Here is a 17,457-nt window from a genome sequence, read left to right on the forward strand (position 1 = left end):
GTTCCTGACGCTCAGTCCGGTCCCGTCTCATCGTCCTCGTCCGCAGCCTCCGCCGGGTCGCGCAGGGGCCGAAGCCTGCCGCCTGCCGGGCCGGAGGCGCGGAAGGTGTAGCGGCCGAGCACGTTCAGGTTGGCGTGGCGAAGCGGGGACAGCCGGGCGACGTCCTCGTCCAGCACCGGGTGCTCGCGCTGCCCGGCCGGCAGCGCCCGCAGCTGCTCGACGGCGGCGTCCAGGTAGCGGGTCGTCCACAGCACCGCGGCGTTGAGGACCAGGCCGAGCGCGCCGAGCTGGTCCTCCTGCCCCGACCTGTACGCCTGCATGATCTGCCCGCGCTTGCCATGGCAGATGTCCCGGGCGAGCTTGTGCCGCGACTCCTGCACGGTGAGCTGACGGTTCATCTGCCGCCGGTAGGTGTCGTCCACCGGATCGACCACCCGCAGCAGGTGCAGCGTCTTGGCGATCCGCCCGTACTCGGCGAACGCGGTGCCCAGCGGGGTGGGCCGGCCCTCGCGGCCGAACATCCGCAGCAGGTCGTAGGCGCGCACCTGGCCAGTCACCAGGGAGCCGGCCACCCGCAGCATGTCGGGCCAGTGCACGGTCACCTTGGCGAGGTTGACCCGGTTGCGGGCCAGCGGCTCCAGCACCCCGTAGTCACCGCCCGCCATCCCGGGCAGCTCGGCCCGCCAGAACCGCTGGTCGGCCAGGTCCCGGAACCGGGGCGAGAAGTTGTAGCCGAGCATCGAGAACAGCCCGAACACCATGTCGGAGTACGAGGCGTTGTCGGTCGCCACCATCTCCGGCCGCACCCCGACGTCCAGGTTCAGCAGGGTGTCCAGCACGTGCAGCGAGTCGCGCGGGGTGCCCGGCACCACCATCTGCCCGATCCCCGCCACCTGGTCGTTCACCGCGTTCAACCAGGTGATCCCGCGCTTGAAGTGGTAGTACTTCGGCGACGGGCCCGCGCTGATCGTCCGTTTCGGGACCACGAACCGCAGCCCGTCCACCGACGCCAGCAGCCCCTCGCCCCAGTGCTCCACGATCGGCACCCGGCCCTGGGCGCTGATGAGCGCCGCGTTCGCGGAGGCGATCGTGTCGGTCCTCAAGTAGTACTGATCAACGTGCGCCAGCCGGGCCCTCGTCAGGGCCTCGTCGTTCGCGTCGATGACCGGGGTGTAGCCGATGTTGCACGCCTCGGCGACCAGCAGCGCCACCAGCGAAGTCTTCACCCGCTCCATCCTCGGCCGGCCGCCGTCCAGGTGCACGAAGGCGTCCAGGAACCCCGTCCAGGAGTCCACCTCGAACAGCAGGTCCGGCAGGTCGATCTTCGGGAGCATCGCCGCGGTGGTCCGGCGCAGCCACTTCAGCGACTTCGACTCGCCGAGCGCACCGAGCCGGTCCACGTTCAGCTTGAGCCGGCCGTTCGGCTGCACCTCGAAGCTGAGCTTCGCGTCCTGCCCTGCCTCCTCCAGCCGCTCGGCCATCAGCCGCCACGCCGCGTCCAGCGCGCCGACCCGCTCGGCCAGGTGCTGCTCGACCGGCTGGTCCAGGCTCAGCCCGTGCAGCACGTCGACCTGCACCGCCTCCCACTGCGGACCGTCCAGCAGCCGCGCCCGCGGGTCGGACCAGCGGTTCGACGGCGAGGCGTACACGTCCCGGCGTCCGAGCGCCTTGTGCAGCTGCTCCAGCACGCACACGGCATAGGCGTCCCGGTCCACAGCGCCGACCGGCAGGTCGGGGTTGGAGTACACCGCCTTCTTCCAGGCCGGTGGCACCAGCTTCTGGTCGATCTCGCGCGGCAGCAGCGGCTTGGCCTTCACCTTGCGCCGCGCCAGTGCCGGCAGGCGCTTCACCGCCTCCAGCACCCGCTTGCCGCCGGCCGCCGCCCCCAGCGCGCTCGACTCGCCGAGCAGCGACAGGAACGGGCGCACCGTGCTGTAGCGGCCTGCCAGCTGGCGGCGCATCTCCGCCTCCGACTCGTCGTCGCCCGGCGGCAGTAGCTCGTCCAGCAGCCGCACCGCAGCCTCGACCTCGGCGCGCGGCCCGATCTCGGTTTCCAGCGCCAGGAAGAGCGCCGCCGCGTCCAGGTCGGCGCCGGCCTCGGCAACCAGGTCCAGCTGCTCGGACCACAGCCGGTACACCGCCTGCACCGTGCGCGAGGCCCGCGCGACCCGGGGCCGGGAGGCCAGCCACTCCTTGTCCGTGGCCCGCTTCGCCACGTTCAGCAGCTTCACCTGCATCAGCAGCGCGAACACGTCCAGCGCGTCGTCGATCGCCGACGCCTCCAGGTGCCGCACCACCGAGGCCAGCAGCGCGGTGCGGCGCGGCTCCGGGGTGCGCTCCAGGATCGGCGCCTTCGACCCCAGCCCGACCCGGGCCAGCGTCGCCAGCCGGTTCGGCGGCACCTTGTCCAGCTTCACCCGGCCCAGCCGGAAGCCGGAGATCTCCTCCACCCGCTCCAGCGCCTTGGCCATGCTGGTGCCGGTCGTGCGCGTCGGCGGCCGACGCAGCCGCTCCAGCTCCGAGATCCGCCGCCCGTCCGGCACCTGCAGCAGCGCCGCCAGGTCCCCGGGCAGCGCGCTGTCCGCTCGCCGGGTCGCGTTGGCCACCGTGGCGTGCAGCCGGTCCTCCGCGACCTTGCGCACCGCGGCGACCTGCTTGGCCAGCACCGAGACGCCCGGCAGCAGCACCCGGTGCCTGCGCAGCCACCCGACCGCTTGGTTGAACAGCGCCACCGGCCCCTCGGCGTGCGTCCACGCCCGCCCATGCAGGAACGACCGGAACCGCCGGCCCCACTCGTGGTCCTCGAACGGGTGGTAGCCGTAGGCGTCCCGGATCTCCCAGGCGTGCTCGTACGCGGTCTTCGACCGCTCGGTGTACCGCTTCACCACCGAGGGGTCCTCGATCCCCAGCTGCACGGCCAGGTGCTCGACCACCGGCCACGGCACGTCCAGCGGGTCGTCCACCAGGAACCGGCCCACGTACCGGACGGTGCACATCTGCACCGCGAAGCCGAGCTGGTGGTGCTCGGTCCGCCGCAGCGCGATCAGGTCCCGGTCCACGTCGTCCAGGAAGAAGAACCGCTCCAGCTCCGGGCGGGTCGGCTCCTCCACGAACCGTCCGTACGCCTCGGCCTGCTCATCAGTTAAGAACTCAACCGGCACGGGCCGGAGGCTAGCCGGGCTGACGCTGGATCAGTTAGCCGTCACTCGAACCTCTGCGCGGAAGATCCCTCCCGTGATACCGAACCCCAGACCATGATCAATCTCAGCGCCAACCACGGTTCCATTGATCCCCGAGGCCGGCAGTGCCTCGCGTTTGCAGGTGGCGTCGTAGAGACGTGGCCTATCGGCCCAAATCGTAGAGGCGGCCCCGGACATCCGTTGTCCGGGGCCGCCTTCACATGTCGGCACCCGTCACAGCACGCGCTGTCCCTCGCCGTCGTCGGCCGCTTCCCGGCGCTTGGCGAACTCGATCTCCACCCGCTGGTGCACCGGTGCCCGGCCCCCGCGCTCCGGGGCCTTGGACACCGTGATCCGGTCCACGAACAGCTTGACGAACTTCCTGCGCTCGGCGAGGGGGGCACTCTCCCACCACGAACCCGGGCCGATGGGGTCGGCCGCCGGGTCCTCGGGCAGCCACTCGGCGATGGGGATCACCGGGGTTGCCGCCTCCTCCAGTACGGCGATCCTCGCCTCGGCCGCCTCCAGGAGGTGCAGGAGCGCGGCCTCTTCCGTGACGAACCTCCGCCGGCCGATGTCTCCCCGGAAGCCGCCCGCCTTGCGGTCGTCGTAGAGCTCCTCAAGTGCCCGCACCGCATCAGCGCGCTCCGCGACGAGGGTCGCGCGTTCCCGCGAACGTTCCGGGGACTCAGTGGCGACACCGAACCTGCGCGTCGCCTCGGCGAGCACCGCGAGGGCCTCGTGGTCGTGCTCGACCTCCCTCAGCAGCTCGAAGATGCTGCGTGCCACGTGGTCGTCCAGTGCCGCCTGGCTGACCGTGCACTCTCCGGCGTGCTGGCCGGGCAGCCTCTTGCGCCGCCGGCAGCGGTACGAGCGCTTAACCGCCTTGGCGCTGTCGGCGTGGGAGGTCTTCACGGATCCGCACTCGCAGTACAGGACCTCCATCGCGGACAGCAGGGACTCACCCCGCGAGAGCCCCTTCCCGCGGCCCCGTCCGTCAAGCCACTCCTGCAGCTCGTACCACTCCACGGGCGGGATGATCGCCTCGTAGATCTGGAGCGGGAGCATCGTCTCGGGGTCGCGGAGGATGCGGTAACTCTCCACCGTGCTCGTGGGCTTGCCGTTCTCGCCGACCTTGTAGACGGGTACGGCGGCGAACCCGGCTATCCGGGGATCCCTGAGGATGCGCTTGACGGTCTTGGTGTCCCACGCGCTGTTCTTCGTCTTCTTGCCGTAGGTCGCGCCGCGCGTGGGCACGACGACCTCGTTGTTCATGCTGTTGACGATCCCGCCCAGCGAACCGGGGTGGCGGCGCCGCTTGGGGTCGTACACCTGGTCCTTGTACTTCTTGATCGTCGCCCAGATGTCGCGGATGACCCCCGGCTCGTTCTTCGTGTGTACGAGGGTCTGGATGACGATCGGCCGACCGTCCGCCGTGAGCCTGGTCTCGGCCTTCAACTCGAAGCCGTACGGCGCCTTGCCTCCGATGTACCCGCCCAATTCGAGCGCCGTGGCCTTGGCGCCCCGGACGGCGACGCTCTTGTTCTTGCTCTCGTTGTGGGCCTGGTCCAGCCGCATGAACATGTGGATCAGGTCCACCAGGTTGCCCTTGCGGAACTCTCCCTCGGTGACGCTGACGATGGTCACGCCGAGGTTCAACAGCTCGACGACGACCGGGATCGCGTCCAGCGGGTCGAGGCGCGAGAGGCGGCTGACGTAGTAGACGACCAGCAGGTTGATCCGGCCTGCCCGGCAGTCCTGTAGCAGCTTCTCGAACTTCGGCCGCTCGACTCCGGTGAACGCCGAGATGCCGAGGTCCTCGTAGTACGTGACCGACTTGGCGCCACGACGCTTGGCCTCCGCCGTACCCAGTTCGCGCTGGGTCGTGGTGGAGGCTTCGCTGGCGTTCTCACGCGCGTCGGACTGGCGCGCGTAGACGGCCGCGTGGACGTCCATGCCGGTGATCGCTGGTGGTGCGGACATGAAAACGGATGGTACTACTCCCCTAACTGACATAACCCAAGGGCACCCCCTGGCACCCCCACCGCGGCTTCGAGACCGTCACCTACATCATCGACGGCACCTTCATCCACCGGGACTCCCACGGCGGCGGCGGCGTCATCACCGACGGCGACACCCAGTGGATGACGGCCGGCTCCGGGCTCCTGCACATCGAGACCCCGCCCGAGTCCCTCGTCATGTCCGGCGGCCTGTTCCACGGCCTCCAGCTCTGGGTCAACCTGCCCGCCGTGGACAAGATGATCGCTCCCAAGTACCAGGACATCCGCGGCAGCAGCGTCAAGCTCCTCAGCACCGAGGACGGCGGCGCCCTCGTCCGGCTGATCGCGGGCGACCTCGCCGGCCACCAGGGCCCCGGCGCCACCCACACCCCGATCACCATGACCCACGTCTCGGTGAACCCCGGCGCCCAGGTCACCCTCCCCTGGCGCTCCGACTTCAACGCCCTCGCCTACGGCCTGGCCGGCAGCGGCTCCGCCGGCACCGAGCGCCGCCCCTTCCACATGGGCCAGGCGGTCGTCTTCGGCGACGGCGACTCCCTCACCATCCGCGCCGACGAGAAGCAGGACTCCCGCCAGCCCAACTTCGAGGTCGTCCTGCTCGGCGGCCTCCCCATCCGCGAGCCCGTCGCCCACTACGGCCCGTTCGTCATGAACAGCCACCGCGAGCTCCAGCAGGCCATGGAGGACTTCCAGGCCGGCCGCCTCGGCACCATCCCCGCCGACGCCGACTGACCGCACCGCACAGACCACTGAGCCCGGACCGGTACGACCGGTCCGGGCTCAGTGGCTTCACTGTCCTGCGGCGGCAGTGGCGGAAGGTCACCGCCCCGGCCGCCGGTCAGGTCACCGCAGCTGGGGTGCCAGTGCGGCAGAGCCGTGCGCACTGCGGGCGGCCAGCCTGCGGGCGACCCCGTCCGTGAGCAGCAGCAGGCCGGCGGTCACCAGTGCGGCCATGTGCTCGTAACCCGCCAGCTCCGGGTCCAACACCGTGGTCACGGTCGTCAGCAGCACCACGCCCAGCGCGGTCCAGCGTGCCCCGAACCGCCAGGCGACCATCAGGCCCAGCCCGACCACGGCCGCCGACGGCCCGGTGTCCCGGACCTGGGCGAACTCGGCGGGCAGGTGGAACAGGTGGCCGGGCGGCTGGGAGATCCCGAAGCGCGCGTAGTACGTGCCCACCAGCGAGCAGGTGAACCCGACGGCGAGCGTGCGCCACGGGCCGAGGGTCAGCTCGGCGATCCCGAAGGTGAGGCCCACCATGACCAGAGCGGTCCAGCAGGGCAGGTGGATGGCCGGGACGAAGATCGAGAGCGGGAGGCGCAGCAGCGCGACGTCCCACGGCTCGGTGGCCCGGACCACGCCTATCTTGGAGACGAAGGCCGCCCCGCTCGGGAACTTGTCGATCGCCGCGAACAACAGCACCAGGCAGCTCGAGACCATGGTGAGGGTGAGTGCGGCGGCGCCTCTGGCCTGCAGCCGGGCACGTGCCTGGCGGTAGACCAAGCCCCACTCGCTCTCGGCCACGCGCCGGATTCCGGAATTGTTGTTCACGACGGACCTCCAGTCCGATCAGCAGTCGATGGTGGCCGCACACAGGTCCGCGGTACCGGCGTTCGGCCGGCCGTCGGAGCCCGAGGTGCAGGGTCGGAGCAGCGCGTAGTAGGCCAGGGCCGGTCCGGACTGCTGGACGACGTGCAGGCCGACGGCGTTGGCGTTCCGGGCCAAATTCGCCGGGCGGATCTGGTGGCGGTCGAAGAACTCGCCGACGACCAGGCGGCCGGTCGGCTTGAGGACCCGGCGCAGCTCGCGCAGGGCGGAGGGGAAGTCCGGAATCTCGCCCAGCGCGGTGACCAGGTAGGCGGCGTCGAACGTGGCGTCCTCGAAGGGGAGTTCACGCGCGTCGGCCAGGGTCGGCACGATGTTGTCCTGGCCGGAGTCGGCGGCCCGGCGCATCACGTGGTCGAGCATCTCCTGCTGGATGTCGACGATGTCCAGCCGGCCCTCGGCGCCGAGTCGGGGCGCCACCTGGAGCGACTGCAGCCCGGTGCCGGGACCGATCTCCAGCATCCGCTCGCCCGGCAGCGGCTGGAGCTGGTCGGCCAGCCGCTCGAAGGACAGGAACGGCAGGTTCAGATCGAGCAGTCGGTGCTGCCCGTAGGGGTACGGCGCGGAGTCGGTCACCCACCAGGCGGTGGCCGCGGCCGCGGCCGCGGCGCCCGCAAGGGCCCAGATGCCGGCCTTGCTTGAGGTCTTGATGGTTCCACTCCTCGTTCTCGGGAAGGCCGGTGGCCTTCACCGGTCGTTCGCGGTCGCGCTGCGGTCCGGCGCACCTGCCCCGCCCCGCCCTGACCATCTGCCCTCTAGCCAACAGCAGTTCGTTCGGGCCCGACACGTGGCCAGCCCACCGAACCGGGGTAGGGATAACCCACCTATCGGTCTCAGCCGTTGTCGTCGTGCGGGGTGGTGGGCGGTGCCCACGGCGGGTGCGGCCGCCTCGGCGTCACATGGGAGACGAAGAGGACTGCGCAGCGCTGGGAAAGACGATTCTGACCACGCCGACGTGCACCGTCGAGCGAGTCCGGGCTCGCGCAAAAAAGCCGTCGATACTACGTCAGTTCCTCAGTACCGAAACGGAGAAATGGCCGGAGCGGCAGGGTGTGCTCAGTGGACCGTGATGTTGCCGCGCGTGGTCTTCACCACCACGCTGTGCGGCGCGTCCGTAGCGGTGTTCGGCAGCGAGACGCTCGGCGTCGACTGGGAGCTCTGCACGTCGACGTGGTAGGTGGCGTCGTGGGGCACCTTGAGGTCGACCCCGCCCCAGCCCGTGGTGACCTTCAGGGAGGCGGGGGGCACCGTGAAGGAGGCGCTGACCGCGCCGTCGGTGGTGGTCACCTCGGCGTTCGGGGCGCTGCTGTCGGCGAGGGTCACCGCGCCGTCCGTGCTCCGCACGGTCAGCGGGCCGGACGACCGGTCCACCTTGACCCCGCCCAGCTCGGTGGTCAGATCCAGCCGGCCGGTCAGGCCCTTCGCCTGGATCCCGGCGTCCCCGGTGCTCACCTGCGCGGCCAGGCCGGGCGGCACCGTGATCTGCAGGTCCCCCGAGCAGTCGTCGGAGCAGCCGGCGGTGACCGTGATCTCCGGCCCGGACCGGCTGACGGAGACCCGCGGAACATGGCCCGTGTAGCTGCCGCTCATGGCCACCATGACGCGCGAGGAGCCGTTCTGAGTCAGCGTCACGCCGAGTCCGTCGGCCTGGACCGTCACCCGGCCGGCGCCGGCCGCGTCCTGCTGCCAGTTGCCGCTGTACGGGTGGTGCGCCGGAAGCAGGCCGACCACAACCCAACTGGCCACGGAGACGACCGTGACGAGGACCGCCAGCCCTATGAGGAGGAATCCGCGGCGCTTCATGGGTGTGGTACTGATCTCAAGCTCCCAGGTAGCGCAGAACGGCGAGCACGCGACGGTGGTCTCCGGACTCCTGCTGCAGATCGAATTTCACGAAGATGCTGCGGATGTACTTCTCCACCGCCGCCGTGCCGATCACCAGATCGGCCGCGATCCCGGCATTGGAACGGCCCCCCGCCATGGCCGTGAGGACCTCCCGCTCGCGCGGCGTCAGGGTGGACAGCGGATCCCGCTGCCGGCTGCCGGCCAGCAACTGCTTGACCACCTCCGGGTCGAGGACCGTCTCGCCCGCGGCGACCCGGCGCAGCGCGTCCACGAACTCCTCGGCGTCCGACACCCGGTCCTTGAGCAGGTAACCGACCCCGTTGTCATTGGTGTTGACCAGGTCGATGGCGTAGCGCTCCTCGACGTAGTGGGAGAGCACCAGGACGCCGATCTCCGGCCAGCGGGCGCGTACCGCCAGTGCGGCGCGCAGGCCCTCGTCCACGAACGTGGGCGGCATCCGGACATCCGTCACACAGGCGTCCGGCTGATGTTCGGCCACCGCGCGCAGGAGTTGCTCACCGTCGCCGACTGCGGCGACCACCTCGATCCCCTGTTCGCTGAGCAGCAGTTCGATGCCCTGGCGCAGCAGCGCGGAGTCCTCGGCCAGCACTACCCGCATGGCAATTCCACCTCGATCACGGTCGGTCCACCCACCGGACTGCTGAGCCGGAACCGCCCGTCCACCCCGGACACCCGATCCGCCAGACCGGTCAGACCCGTGCCGGCCGCGCGGTCGGCTCCGCCACGCCCGTCATCACCAACCCTAACGTCCAATCGGTCGCCCTCCCGTCGGATCTCCACCCAAGCGCGGGTCGCCTGAGCGTGCTTGGCCACATTGGTGAGCGCCTCGGTCACCGTGAAGTAGGCGACCGCCTCGATGGCGGGGGAGGGGCGCGGCTCCACCTGGACGTCAAGGCGCACCGGCACCGGAGCCAGCGCGGCGACGGCGGCGAGCGACCCCTCCAGGCCGCGGTCGGTCAGCACCGGCGGGTGCAGGCCACGGGCCAGGTTGCGCAGCTCGGCGATGGTGCTGAGGGTTTCCCGACGGACGTCCTCGACCATCTTGCCGGTCTCGTGGTCACCGGACTTCTTCAGCCGCGAGCTGACCCGGCCCAGGGTGATCGACATCGCCACCAGCCGTTGCTGGGCACCGTCGTGCAGGTCCCGCTCGATCCGCTTGCGCTCCGCCTCGGCGGCCTCCATCACCCGGGCCCGGCTCTCTGTCAGGTCGATGACCCGCTGCTCCAGTTCCATGTCGCGGGGCCGGGAGAGCAGTGCGACGGCCAGTGCGGTGTCCAGCGCCAGCAGGAGCTTGACGATCAGTGGGGAGAAGACCGCGCCGACCAGCAGCGCCACCAGCGCGACCAGCAGCGCCCGGGGGAAGGAGTCCACCAGGAACGGCCCGATCTGGGCCTGCCCGCCTGGCAGACCCCGGTAGTAGGCCGGAAGCAGCCCCAGGGTCAGCGGCACGGCCCAGGTCAGCGCCACCCCGACCACGGTGATCACCGCCACCGGCATCAGCAGGACGAAGTAGCCGATCAGCCGCCAGGTGCAGCGGTTCTGGACGAGCGACTGCAGCGTCCTGGCCAACCGCCACGACCAGACCGGCGTCGGCAGCTCGTCGAGCTCCAGGCCGCAGGTCACGGCGAATCGGGCGCGCTCGACGGCGGCCAGCCGGAACAGCGCCCACCCCACCGCCACCGTGACCGGCAGGCCCACCAGGCCGGCCGGCGCCAGGCAGACGGCGACGACCAGGACGAGCAGCACGACCACTCCCGCCAGCGCCACCAGACCGTCGAGTACCAGGTGGATCGACGCCCGCCACAGCACCGGGGAGATCAGCGCGCGCAGCGGGTTGCCCGGCACCACCTCGCGGGGCGGCCGGGCATCCGTCCAGGCTCTGCCGGTGGCACGGCCGGCGATGTTCTCGGTCAACTGCTTCAGACCCGCTCTCGTGGGCAGTGCGGGCGGCGACCAGGTCACCGTCCGCACCTCGATTCGACAAGGGGACGGTACCCAACCCGACCACCCGTCGACAGCGGGGAAAGCCCATGAGCGGGGGTAGGGTTTACCCCCCGTCCGGCCGGTGGGTTCACGCTGTCGACCCGGCGCCGCCCGGTGCGACATCGTGGGGACATGACCGATCGACACTCGAGCGCCGCCGGCCGCCCCTGCCCGACCGGCAGGAGCGACGACATGGAGCAGTTCCTCGTGCACTACGAGGACACCATCGACGACCGGGTCGCCGAGATCGTCGAAGAGGTGCTCGGCGAGCAGCTGAGGCGGCACCGGCGCGACGTTGTCCTGCCGGTCACCGTCGCGCTGCTGGCGGCCGCGGCCGTCTCGCTGCCGCTCATGTGGTGGAGCCCGTGGACCGTCCCCCTGGTGTGGGCCGCCACCTCCGTCATCTGCGTGTCGCTGTCACGGACCGCCCGGCTCCCGCTCCGCCCGTAACGGGCCGCGGGCCTCCGGGCCCACGGCCGCCCCACCGTGCGTACCCCCTGACGCACGGCGGGGCGGCCGCGACCGAGTGCTCGGTGGGCCGGTTGCTCTCAGCCCTGGTACGGCGCGCAGGTCGCGAGCACTCCGGCCACCGCCGCCTTCACCGCCGCCGCCCGGGGCAGCTGCAGGACCGGGCCGCCGTCCGACTGCCGTACGCCGCGGTCGGCCAGCAGATGGACCACTCGGAGCGTCCGCATCGTGTTCGACGCGTAGGCCGGGACGGGCCCGGGCTCGCCCGCCTCGAAGTCTGCGGCGATCGGTACCAGCCAGTCGGAGCACTGGCGCTCCGTCAGTTCCGGCCTAGTCAGGGTCAGGGCGATGGCGGCGCCGAGGCGGTCGTCCTCCATCGCGTCGAAGAGGTGGCCGGTCGGCGCCAGCAGGCGGGCGGCGGCCAGCTCGAGCATCGAGAACGGATCAACCTCCGGGCAGCGGCCCAACTCCCCCAGCAGATCGGCCCCGTGGGCCACGGCGTGCAGCCAGCCGAGGTGGGCGTGGTAGCCGCGCAGGTCGGTCTCGGCCGGGTACCAGCGGGCGAAGGCTGCCTGCCAGTCGGGTGCGTACACCCCGCGCCGCACCAGCTTGGCCAGCACCAGCGGGGCGAAACTGCGCGCCTGGATCTCGGAATCGGCGAGCCGCGCCGCCATCTCGTCACCCAGCGGGCGCAGCAGTTCGAGCGGGAGGACGGGTATCCAACGGGCGAACAGGGTGTACGCCTGGTCGTCGCGGAGCACGGGGTCGGGGGAGCGCAGCGCCTCGCTCAGGGCCGGCAGCAGCTCGGGGACGGGTGGGAGTTCGGGGTGGTCGAGGTACTTCGTCCAGGTGGTCACAGCTCCCGATTCTCACCAGGTCAAACGTGGCGGCACCGCACCGGGTTCCCGTTCGCGGTGTGAGAATCGCTGCTCCCGGCGGATCTTGGCGGTATGCCGGCGCGAGGTCCATGATGCGTGAGCCTCACGGCAAGGACATCACGAGGGGGAGCACCACCATGACCACCACCACGACCGCCGCCGCGGCCGGCACCTGGCAGCTGGGCGACCTGCCCGTCAACCGCCTCGGCTTCGGCGCCATGCGGCTGACCGGCACCGCCGCCTTCGACCAGGGCACCCCGCGCGACCGCGAGACCTCGATCCGGGTGCTGCGCCGCGCGGTCGAGCTCGGCGTCAACCACATCGACACCGCCTCCTTCTACTTCTCCTGGCTGCGCTCGGCCAACGAGCTGATCAACAGCGCGCTCAACCCGTACGCCGACGACCTGGTCGTGGTCACCAAGGTCGGGCCGGGGCGCGGGCCGGACGGCGAGTGGTACACCGCCACGCCCGAGCAGTTGCGCGGCCAGGTGGAGGAGAACCTGCGCCAGCTCGGCCGGGACCACCTGGACGTGGTGAACCTGCGCCGCCAGGTCTCGCTGACCTCGGTCTCCGAGCACTTCGGCGCCCTCGCCGAGCTGCAGCAGGCCGGCCTGATCCGCCACCTGGGGGTGTCCAACGTCAACGCCACCCACCTCGCCGAGGCCCAGGCCATCGCACCCGTGGTGTGCGTGCAGAACAAGTACCACCTGGACGGCGGGGCGAACAACGAGATGCTCCGGCTCTGCGGTGAGCAGGGCATCGCCTTCGTGCCGTTCTACGCCATCGCCGGTCAGCGCACCGAGGCCGGCGTGGCGGCGGCGCCGGGCGAGAGCGAGCAGGTCGAGACGGTGGCCCGGGCGCACGGCGTCTCCACCGCCCAGGTCCGCCTCGCCTGGACGCTGAGCCAGGGCCCGCACGTGCTGGCCATCCCCGGCACCGGCGACCCGGCCCACCTGGAGGACAACGTCGCCGCCGCCGCCCTGCGCCTCACCCCGGAGGACCTGGCCCTGCTGGCCACCGTCACCGGCTGAGTCAGATCACCGCGTACAGAGCCGCCGCGTCGTCGTGCGCCTTGCCCCGGGGCCAGCGCTCGCAGTGCGGGTCGGTGCGCTCGGCGGCGCGGACCTGGCCGATCAGGGCGGTCGGGCCGGCCTCGCCGAGCAGGCGCAGGGCGTCGGTCCAGCTGCCCAGGCCGAAGCGGTCGGTCCAGCGGGCGGCGCCGTCGGTGAGGGCGGCGACCGCCCGCAGGTCGTCCAGGCGGGCGAAGCCGGTCTCGGCGTGCGGGGCGGCCTTGGGGGTGGCGGCGGCGATCCACGGGCCCCGGCCGGTGTTGCGGGCGGCGCGGACGGCCAGCGTGTAGCGGCGGTGCAGGGCGGCCCGCTCGGCGGAGCCCGGCACCGTCGCCCAGACCTGCCGGCGCAGCTCGTCCCCGCCGGGGAAGCGCTGGTTGTCGCCGATCGGCCGGACGGTCCCGTCCTTGTACTGCAGTGCCAGCATCGAGTCGCCGAGCACCAGGTACTCCAGCGAGCGCCCGTGCAGCCTGGCCGCGACCACCGTCGCGGCGGGGGTGCCGGGGTGGGCGAGGTCGCAGCGCCCGCCGTGCAGGGCCGCCGTCTCCACGATGGCGTCGGCCAGGCACTCGGCGATCGACCGGTCCGAGCGGTCGGTGAGCCGGGTGAGCAGGTGGGCGCCGAGTCTGCGCACGTACCAGGCGGTGCCGTGCCGGCAGCCGGAGTCCATGTCCTCCGGCGTACTCGAACCGTCGAGCAGTACCAGGGCCTCCGGGGAGGCGGCCGCGTAGTCCTCGCTCGTCCTGCCCGGCTTCTGCGGTTCGCCCGCGAGCTGTACCTGCATCCCGCCAGTGTGCGGGTCCGAACCGGTCCGGCCCAGACCCGTGCACACGTTTGGTCCCGCGCCGCCGGGCCCGGTGCTCCGGTGGCGGGGCCCTCGGGGCCCGTCTAGCGTCGGAGGGACCAAGATCCCCGACCTCTCCTGCGAGGCCCTGATGTGGTGGCAGACCATCGTGCTGATCGTGGCCGCGATCGGCTTCCCGACGCTGCTCGTGCTCTTCCTGATCGGCGGGCCCGAGTACCGCGACAAGTAGCCGAGGTCAGCCGGTGGCCGAGGTCAGGCGGCCGGCCAGACCCGGTCCAGCGTGCCTTCGAGCGGGCGGGCCAGCTCGATGAGCCGCTCGTCCGCCCCCGCCGCGCCGACCAGCTGGAGGCCGTACGGGAGGCCCGCGGGGCTGCGGCCGGCCGGGAGGGCGAGGGCCGGCAGGCCGGCGAAGCTCCAGGGGAGGGACATCACGGCGTCGCCGGTGGTCTCCAGGCCGACGGGCGCCACGCCGGGGGCGGCGGGGGTGACCCAGAGGTCGACGCCGGTGGCGGCCATGGTGTCTGCCAGCACCTCCTGGAACAGGCTCCGGGCCCGCAGCGCCGCCGCGTGCTCGGCCTGGTCCACCTCGCGCCCGATCCGGATCGCGGCGGCCGTCTCCGGCCGGTACAGCCCGCCGAACCGGGCGAACCACTCGGCGTGGACCTGCGCCAGCTCGTACCGGATCACCGTCCGCAAGTCCTGCACGAGCTCGTCGAAGGACCCCATCACGGGCACCCGCCGGATGCCGACGCCCAGCCCGGCCAGCACCCGCAGCTGCTGCTCGAACACCGCCCGGCCCTCGGGCGTGGCCCGCTCCAGGTACGGCCCGTCCGGTACGCCGAGCAGCAGTTCGCCCGTGGCCGGCGGCTGTCGGCGCCACTCGTCGCACAGCAGCGAGGCGGCCAGCTCGGCCCCGGCCAGCTCGGCGGTGAAGACGCCGAGGGTGTCCAGGGTCGGCGAGTGCGGGATCAGGCCGTCCACCGGCATCCGCCCGGCGCTCGGGCGCCATCCCACCACCCCGCAGTACGCGGCCGGGCGGACGATCGAGCCGACCGTCTGGGTGCCGAGGGCCAGCGGCACCAGCCCGGTGGCCACGGCGGCGGCCGAGCCGCTGCTCGAACCGCCGGGCGTGTGGGCCTGGTTGTGCGGGTTCCTGGTCGGCCCGGGCGCGAGCACGGCGAACTCGGCGGTGACGGTCTTGCCCGTGATCAGCGCCCCCGCCGCCTTCAGCCGCCGCACCGCCGTGCCCTCCGGCCCGGTGAGCACCCCCGGCGGCAGGGCGGACCCGGCGTGCGTGGGCAGCCCGTTGACGTGGATGACGTCCTTCACCCCGACCGGCACCCCGTGCAACGGCCCGGCGGCGAGCTGCTCCGCCTCGGCGGAGAGCCGGGTGTAGCGGCCCGGCTCGGCCACGAACGCCTGCACGAGCGGGTCGAGTTGGTCGATCCGGGTGCAGAGCTGGTCGACGTACCCGGGCTGCTCGGGGTGGCCGGGGCGCAGCGGTACGTGGTGGATCAGAGGCTCCATGGCCCGACTGTACGGGCCGGGGCGGCCACCGCCCGGCTCACCAGGCGGAACGGCGCTCGCCCTCCTCGTGCTCGGCCGGGAGGTAGGGGGATTCGCGCAGCAGCAGCGCCCCGCAGGTGTGGCAGGACAGCCCGGGGTCGTCGCCCCAGTGCGCGGGCGAGAGCGTCTCGGCCTCCGGGCTCAGCTCCCGGCCGCACATCGCCCGGGCCGGGTCCTCCGCCACGATGTGCCAGGTCTTCACTCCGCCGTCGGCGCCGCGGGGGCCGTACTCGGCCCGCATCTGGTGGTCCATGATCACCATGCTGCGAACGCCCGGCTCGGCCGGGCAAGCTCGATTACGCCGAACGGGCGGCCGTCAGGTGAGGCTGCCGTGCAGCCGCAGCCGGGCGACACCGCCGTCGGGCAGCACGTCCAGGCGGACGTGGGTCACCGGGCGGGAGTGCGGGAGCGGCAGCCGGTGGCAGGTGTCCGGCTGGAGCGCGAGCCTGGGCAGCAGTTCGAACCACTCGCCGTGTTCGCCGTCCCGCCCGTACAGCTCGACCCAACCGGCGGCGTTGCCCAGGTAGTTGGCGGTGTCCACCTCCACCGCGCGGATCAGCCCTCGGCCGGCCAGCCGGAGCCGGAGCCAGTCATGGCCGGCGCCACGGCGCCGCCTGGTCTCCCAGCCCTCGCCCATCACCCGGGACCGGCCGGGCATGATCGCGTTGGCCGGGTCGGAGAAGAAGCGGTCCGAGCAGCCCTCGACCGCTCCGCCGTACTCCAGTGCCGCCAGGTCGAAGGTGCCGAGCGCCGCCAGCCAGGCCTGATCCGGCCGGGCCACCCCGTGGGCCCGCAGCCGGGCGATCCCGCCGTCCGGGTACTGCTTGAGGCGCAGGTGGGTGACGCGTGAACGGTCCACCGTGGCATAGCCGTTGGCGGCGTGGCCCCGGACCTTCGAGCGCGCCACCAGCGGGCGCCACGCGGCGGCGGCCAGCTCCTCCGGGCCCGGGGTGCCGGGCAGTTCGGCGCCCTCGACCGAGATCTCGGGCGGGTAGTTGCCCCGGAAGTGCGCGGTGTCGACCAGCACCCCGTGCACCTCCCCCGGCACCCCGAGCCGGATCATCGCCCAGTCGTGGTCCCCGGCTCCCGGGTGCACCCCGCCGTCCGGGCCGCCCCGGCGCCGGCGGGTCTCCCAACCGTCCATCATCTGGCCCTTGTTGCCGAAGGTGTGCGGCCGGAACTCGGGCCGCTCCGGCAGCAGCAGGTTCTCCCGGTCGGCGAAGAACTCGTCGCCCGCCGCGAGCACGGCCCCGCCGAGGCCAGCCGGGGCACCAGGGCCACCCCGAGCCCGCCGCCCACCAGCGCCAGGACGGCGGACCAGTCGGCGGCGGTGTGCGCCCGCGCGGGCACGAAGCCGGCGTCCGCGCAGGCGGTCAGGGTGATCTCCTGCCAGGGGCCGGTGGCGCCGTAGATCCACGGCTCGTCCGCCAGCTGCGCGAGCCGCAGCCCCGGGACCTCGGCCAGCGGATGGCCGAGCGGCAGGGCGACGTCCAACGGGTCACTCAGCAAAGGCCGTTGGACGAACCGGGCATCCTCCGCCACCCCCTGCCGGGCCGCCAGCGACAGCGCCAGCTCCACCTCGCCCGCCGCCAGCAGCCGGTACGCCTCACCCGCCTCCGCCTCCACCACGGTGACGGTCAACTCCGGTGCCGCCGCCCGCAGCCGGACGGCCATCGGCACCACCAGCCCCCCGATCGCCGTGGCGAAGGCGCCGACCCGCACCTCCCCCGCCAACCCGTGCAGGTACCCGGCGAGTTCGGCCTCCGCCACCTCCAACTCCCCGAACACCCGCTCGGCATGCCGCAGCAGCAACCGCGCCGCCCCCGTCAACCGCACCCGCCGCCCGTACGGCTCCAGCATCGGCGCCCCCACCTGCTGCGCCAGCGCACTCACCTGCTGCGACACCGCCGACGGCGACAGCACCAGCCGCTCGGCGGCGGCCGTCACCGTCCCGCACTCCGCCACCGCCCGCAGCACCCGCAACTTCCGCAGATCCCAGTCCACCGCCATCCCGCC

At 72.3% G+C, this 17,457-nt stretch carries 15 protein-coding genes and 1 pseudogene; 3 read left to right on the forward strand and 13 right to left on the reverse strand.

The features are described from left to right. Nucleotides 1–11: 11 nt before the first annotated feature. Nucleotides 12–3,161 (reverse strand): Tn3 family transposase, encoded by a 3,150-nt coding sequence (locus ABT095_RS15410; RefSeq protein ID WP_350529890.1) that lies wholly within the window; start codon nucleotides 3,159–3,161, stop codon nucleotides 12–14. A gap of 252 nt (nucleotides 3,162–3,413) precedes the next feature. Further along, nucleotides 3,414–5,162 (reverse strand): recombinase family protein, encoded by a 1,749-nt coding sequence (locus tag ABT095_RS15415; protein ID WP_350529891.1) that lies wholly within the window; start codon nucleotides 5,160–5,162, stop codon nucleotides 3,414–3,416. Nucleotides 5,163–5,197: 35 nt separating this feature from the next. Here ABT095_RS15415 and ABT095_RS15420 point away from each other — a divergent pair. After that, nucleotides 5,198–5,932 (forward strand): annotated as a pseudogene (locus tag ABT095_RS15420) (pirin family protein); the annotation flags it as partial. Nucleotides 5,933–6,043: 111 nt separating this feature from the next. Here ABT095_RS15420 and ABT095_RS15425 read toward each other — a convergent pair. From ABT095_RS15425 to ABT095_RS15445, 5 genes are all read right to left on the reverse strand, one after another. After that, entirely contained in the window at nucleotides 6,044–6,751 is a 708-nt protein-coding gene (locus ABT095_RS15425) for a hypothetical protein (RefSeq protein WP_350529892.1), read from the reverse strand. Between the two features lie 18 nt (nucleotides 6,752–6,769). Beyond that, nucleotides 6,770–7,381 carry a class I SAM-dependent methyltransferase gene (locus tag ABT095_RS15430; RefSeq protein ID WP_350529893.1) on the reverse strand — a complete coding sequence of 204 codons (612 nt, stop codon included), beginning with the start codon at nucleotides 7,379–7,381 and terminating at the stop codon, nucleotides 6,770–6,772. A gap of 480 nt (nucleotides 7,382–7,861) precedes the next feature. Next, on the reverse strand, nucleotides 7,862–8,551 hold the full coding sequence (locus tag ABT095_RS15435) for a DUF4097 family beta strand repeat-containing protein (protein WP_350529894.1): 690 nt from the start codon (nucleotides 8,549–8,551) through the stop codon (nucleotides 7,862–7,864). Between the two features lie 73 nt (nucleotides 8,552–8,624). Further along, on the reverse strand, nucleotides 8,625–9,269 hold the full coding sequence (locus ABT095_RS15440; protein WP_350529895.1) for a response regulator transcription factor: 645 nt from the start codon (nucleotides 9,267–9,269) through the stop codon (nucleotides 8,625–8,627). After that, nucleotides 9,260–10,633, reverse strand: a complete 1,374-nt coding sequence (locus tag ABT095_RS15445) for a sensor histidine kinase (RefSeq protein WP_350529896.1) — start codon at nucleotides 10,631–10,633, stop codon at nucleotides 9,260–9,262. The genes ABT095_RS15440 and ABT095_RS15445 overlap by 10 nt, the downstream gene beginning before the upstream one ends. A gap of 153 nt (nucleotides 10,634–10,786) precedes the next feature. Between ABT095_RS15445 and ABT095_RS15450 the strand changes: the two genes are divergently transcribed. Next, nucleotides 10,787–11,104: a hypothetical protein gene (locus ABT095_RS15450; RefSeq protein WP_350529897.1), complete on the forward strand. Its 318-nt coding sequence runs from the start codon at nucleotides 10,787–10,789 to the stop codon at nucleotides 11,102–11,104. Between the two features lie 98 nt (nucleotides 11,105–11,202). Here ABT095_RS15450 and ABT095_RS15455 read toward each other — a convergent pair whose 3' ends face one another. Continuing rightward, nucleotides 11,203–11,979, reverse strand: coding sequence for a DUF2785 domain-containing protein (locus ABT095_RS15455; protein ID WP_350529898.1), 777 nt, complete (start codon nucleotides 11,977–11,979; stop codon nucleotides 11,203–11,205). Nucleotides 11,980–12,137: 158 nt separating this feature from the next. Between ABT095_RS15455 and ABT095_RS15460 the strand changes: the two genes are divergently transcribed. Then, the gene (locus ABT095_RS15460; RefSeq protein WP_350529899.1) at nucleotides 12,138–13,031 is read left to right on the forward strand and encodes an oxidoreductase; all 894 of its coding nucleotides are present in this window, start codon (nucleotides 12,138–12,140) and stop codon (nucleotides 13,029–13,031) included. Between the two features lies 1 nt (nucleotide 13,032). Here the strand turns inward: ABT095_RS15460 and ABT095_RS15465 are convergent, their stop codons facing one another. From ABT095_RS15465 to ABT095_RS15485, 5 genes are all read right to left on the reverse strand, one after another. Next, on the reverse strand, nucleotides 13,033–13,854 hold the full coding sequence (locus ABT095_RS15465; protein ID WP_350529900.1) for a protein phosphatase 2C domain-containing protein: 822 nt from the start codon (nucleotides 13,852–13,854) through the stop codon (nucleotides 13,033–13,035). A 273-nt stretch (nucleotides 13,855–14,127) separates the two neighbouring features. Then, entirely contained in the window at nucleotides 14,128–15,402 is a 1,275-nt protein-coding gene (locus tag ABT095_RS15470) for an amidase (protein WP_350529901.1), read from the reverse strand. A 37-nt stretch (nucleotides 15,403–15,439) separates the two neighbouring features. After that, nucleotides 15,440–15,694 carry a hypothetical protein gene (locus tag ABT095_RS15475; protein ID WP_350529902.1) on the reverse strand — a complete coding sequence of 85 codons (255 nt, stop codon included), beginning with the start codon at nucleotides 15,692–15,694 and terminating at the stop codon, nucleotides 15,440–15,442. A gap of 63 nt (nucleotides 15,695–15,757) precedes the next feature. Next, a complete protein-coding gene (gene alc, locus ABT095_RS15480) occupies nucleotides 15,758–16,687 on the reverse strand; it encodes an allantoicase (protein ID WP_350529903.1) in 930 nt (309 codons plus the stop codon). Then, on the reverse strand, nucleotides 16,585–17,451 hold the full coding sequence (locus ABT095_RS15485) for a LysR family transcriptional regulator (protein WP_350529904.1): 867 nt from the start codon (nucleotides 17,449–17,451) through the stop codon (nucleotides 16,585–16,587). Before ABT095_RS15485 ends, alc begins: the two co-directional genes overlap by 103 nt. Nucleotides 17,452–17,457 lie beyond the last annotated feature (6 nt).

It is taken from the genome of Kitasatospora sp. NPDC002227, from assembly GCF_040296285.1.
GTDB lineage: Bacteria > Actinomycetota > Actinomycetes > Streptomycetales > Streptomycetaceae > Kitasatospora.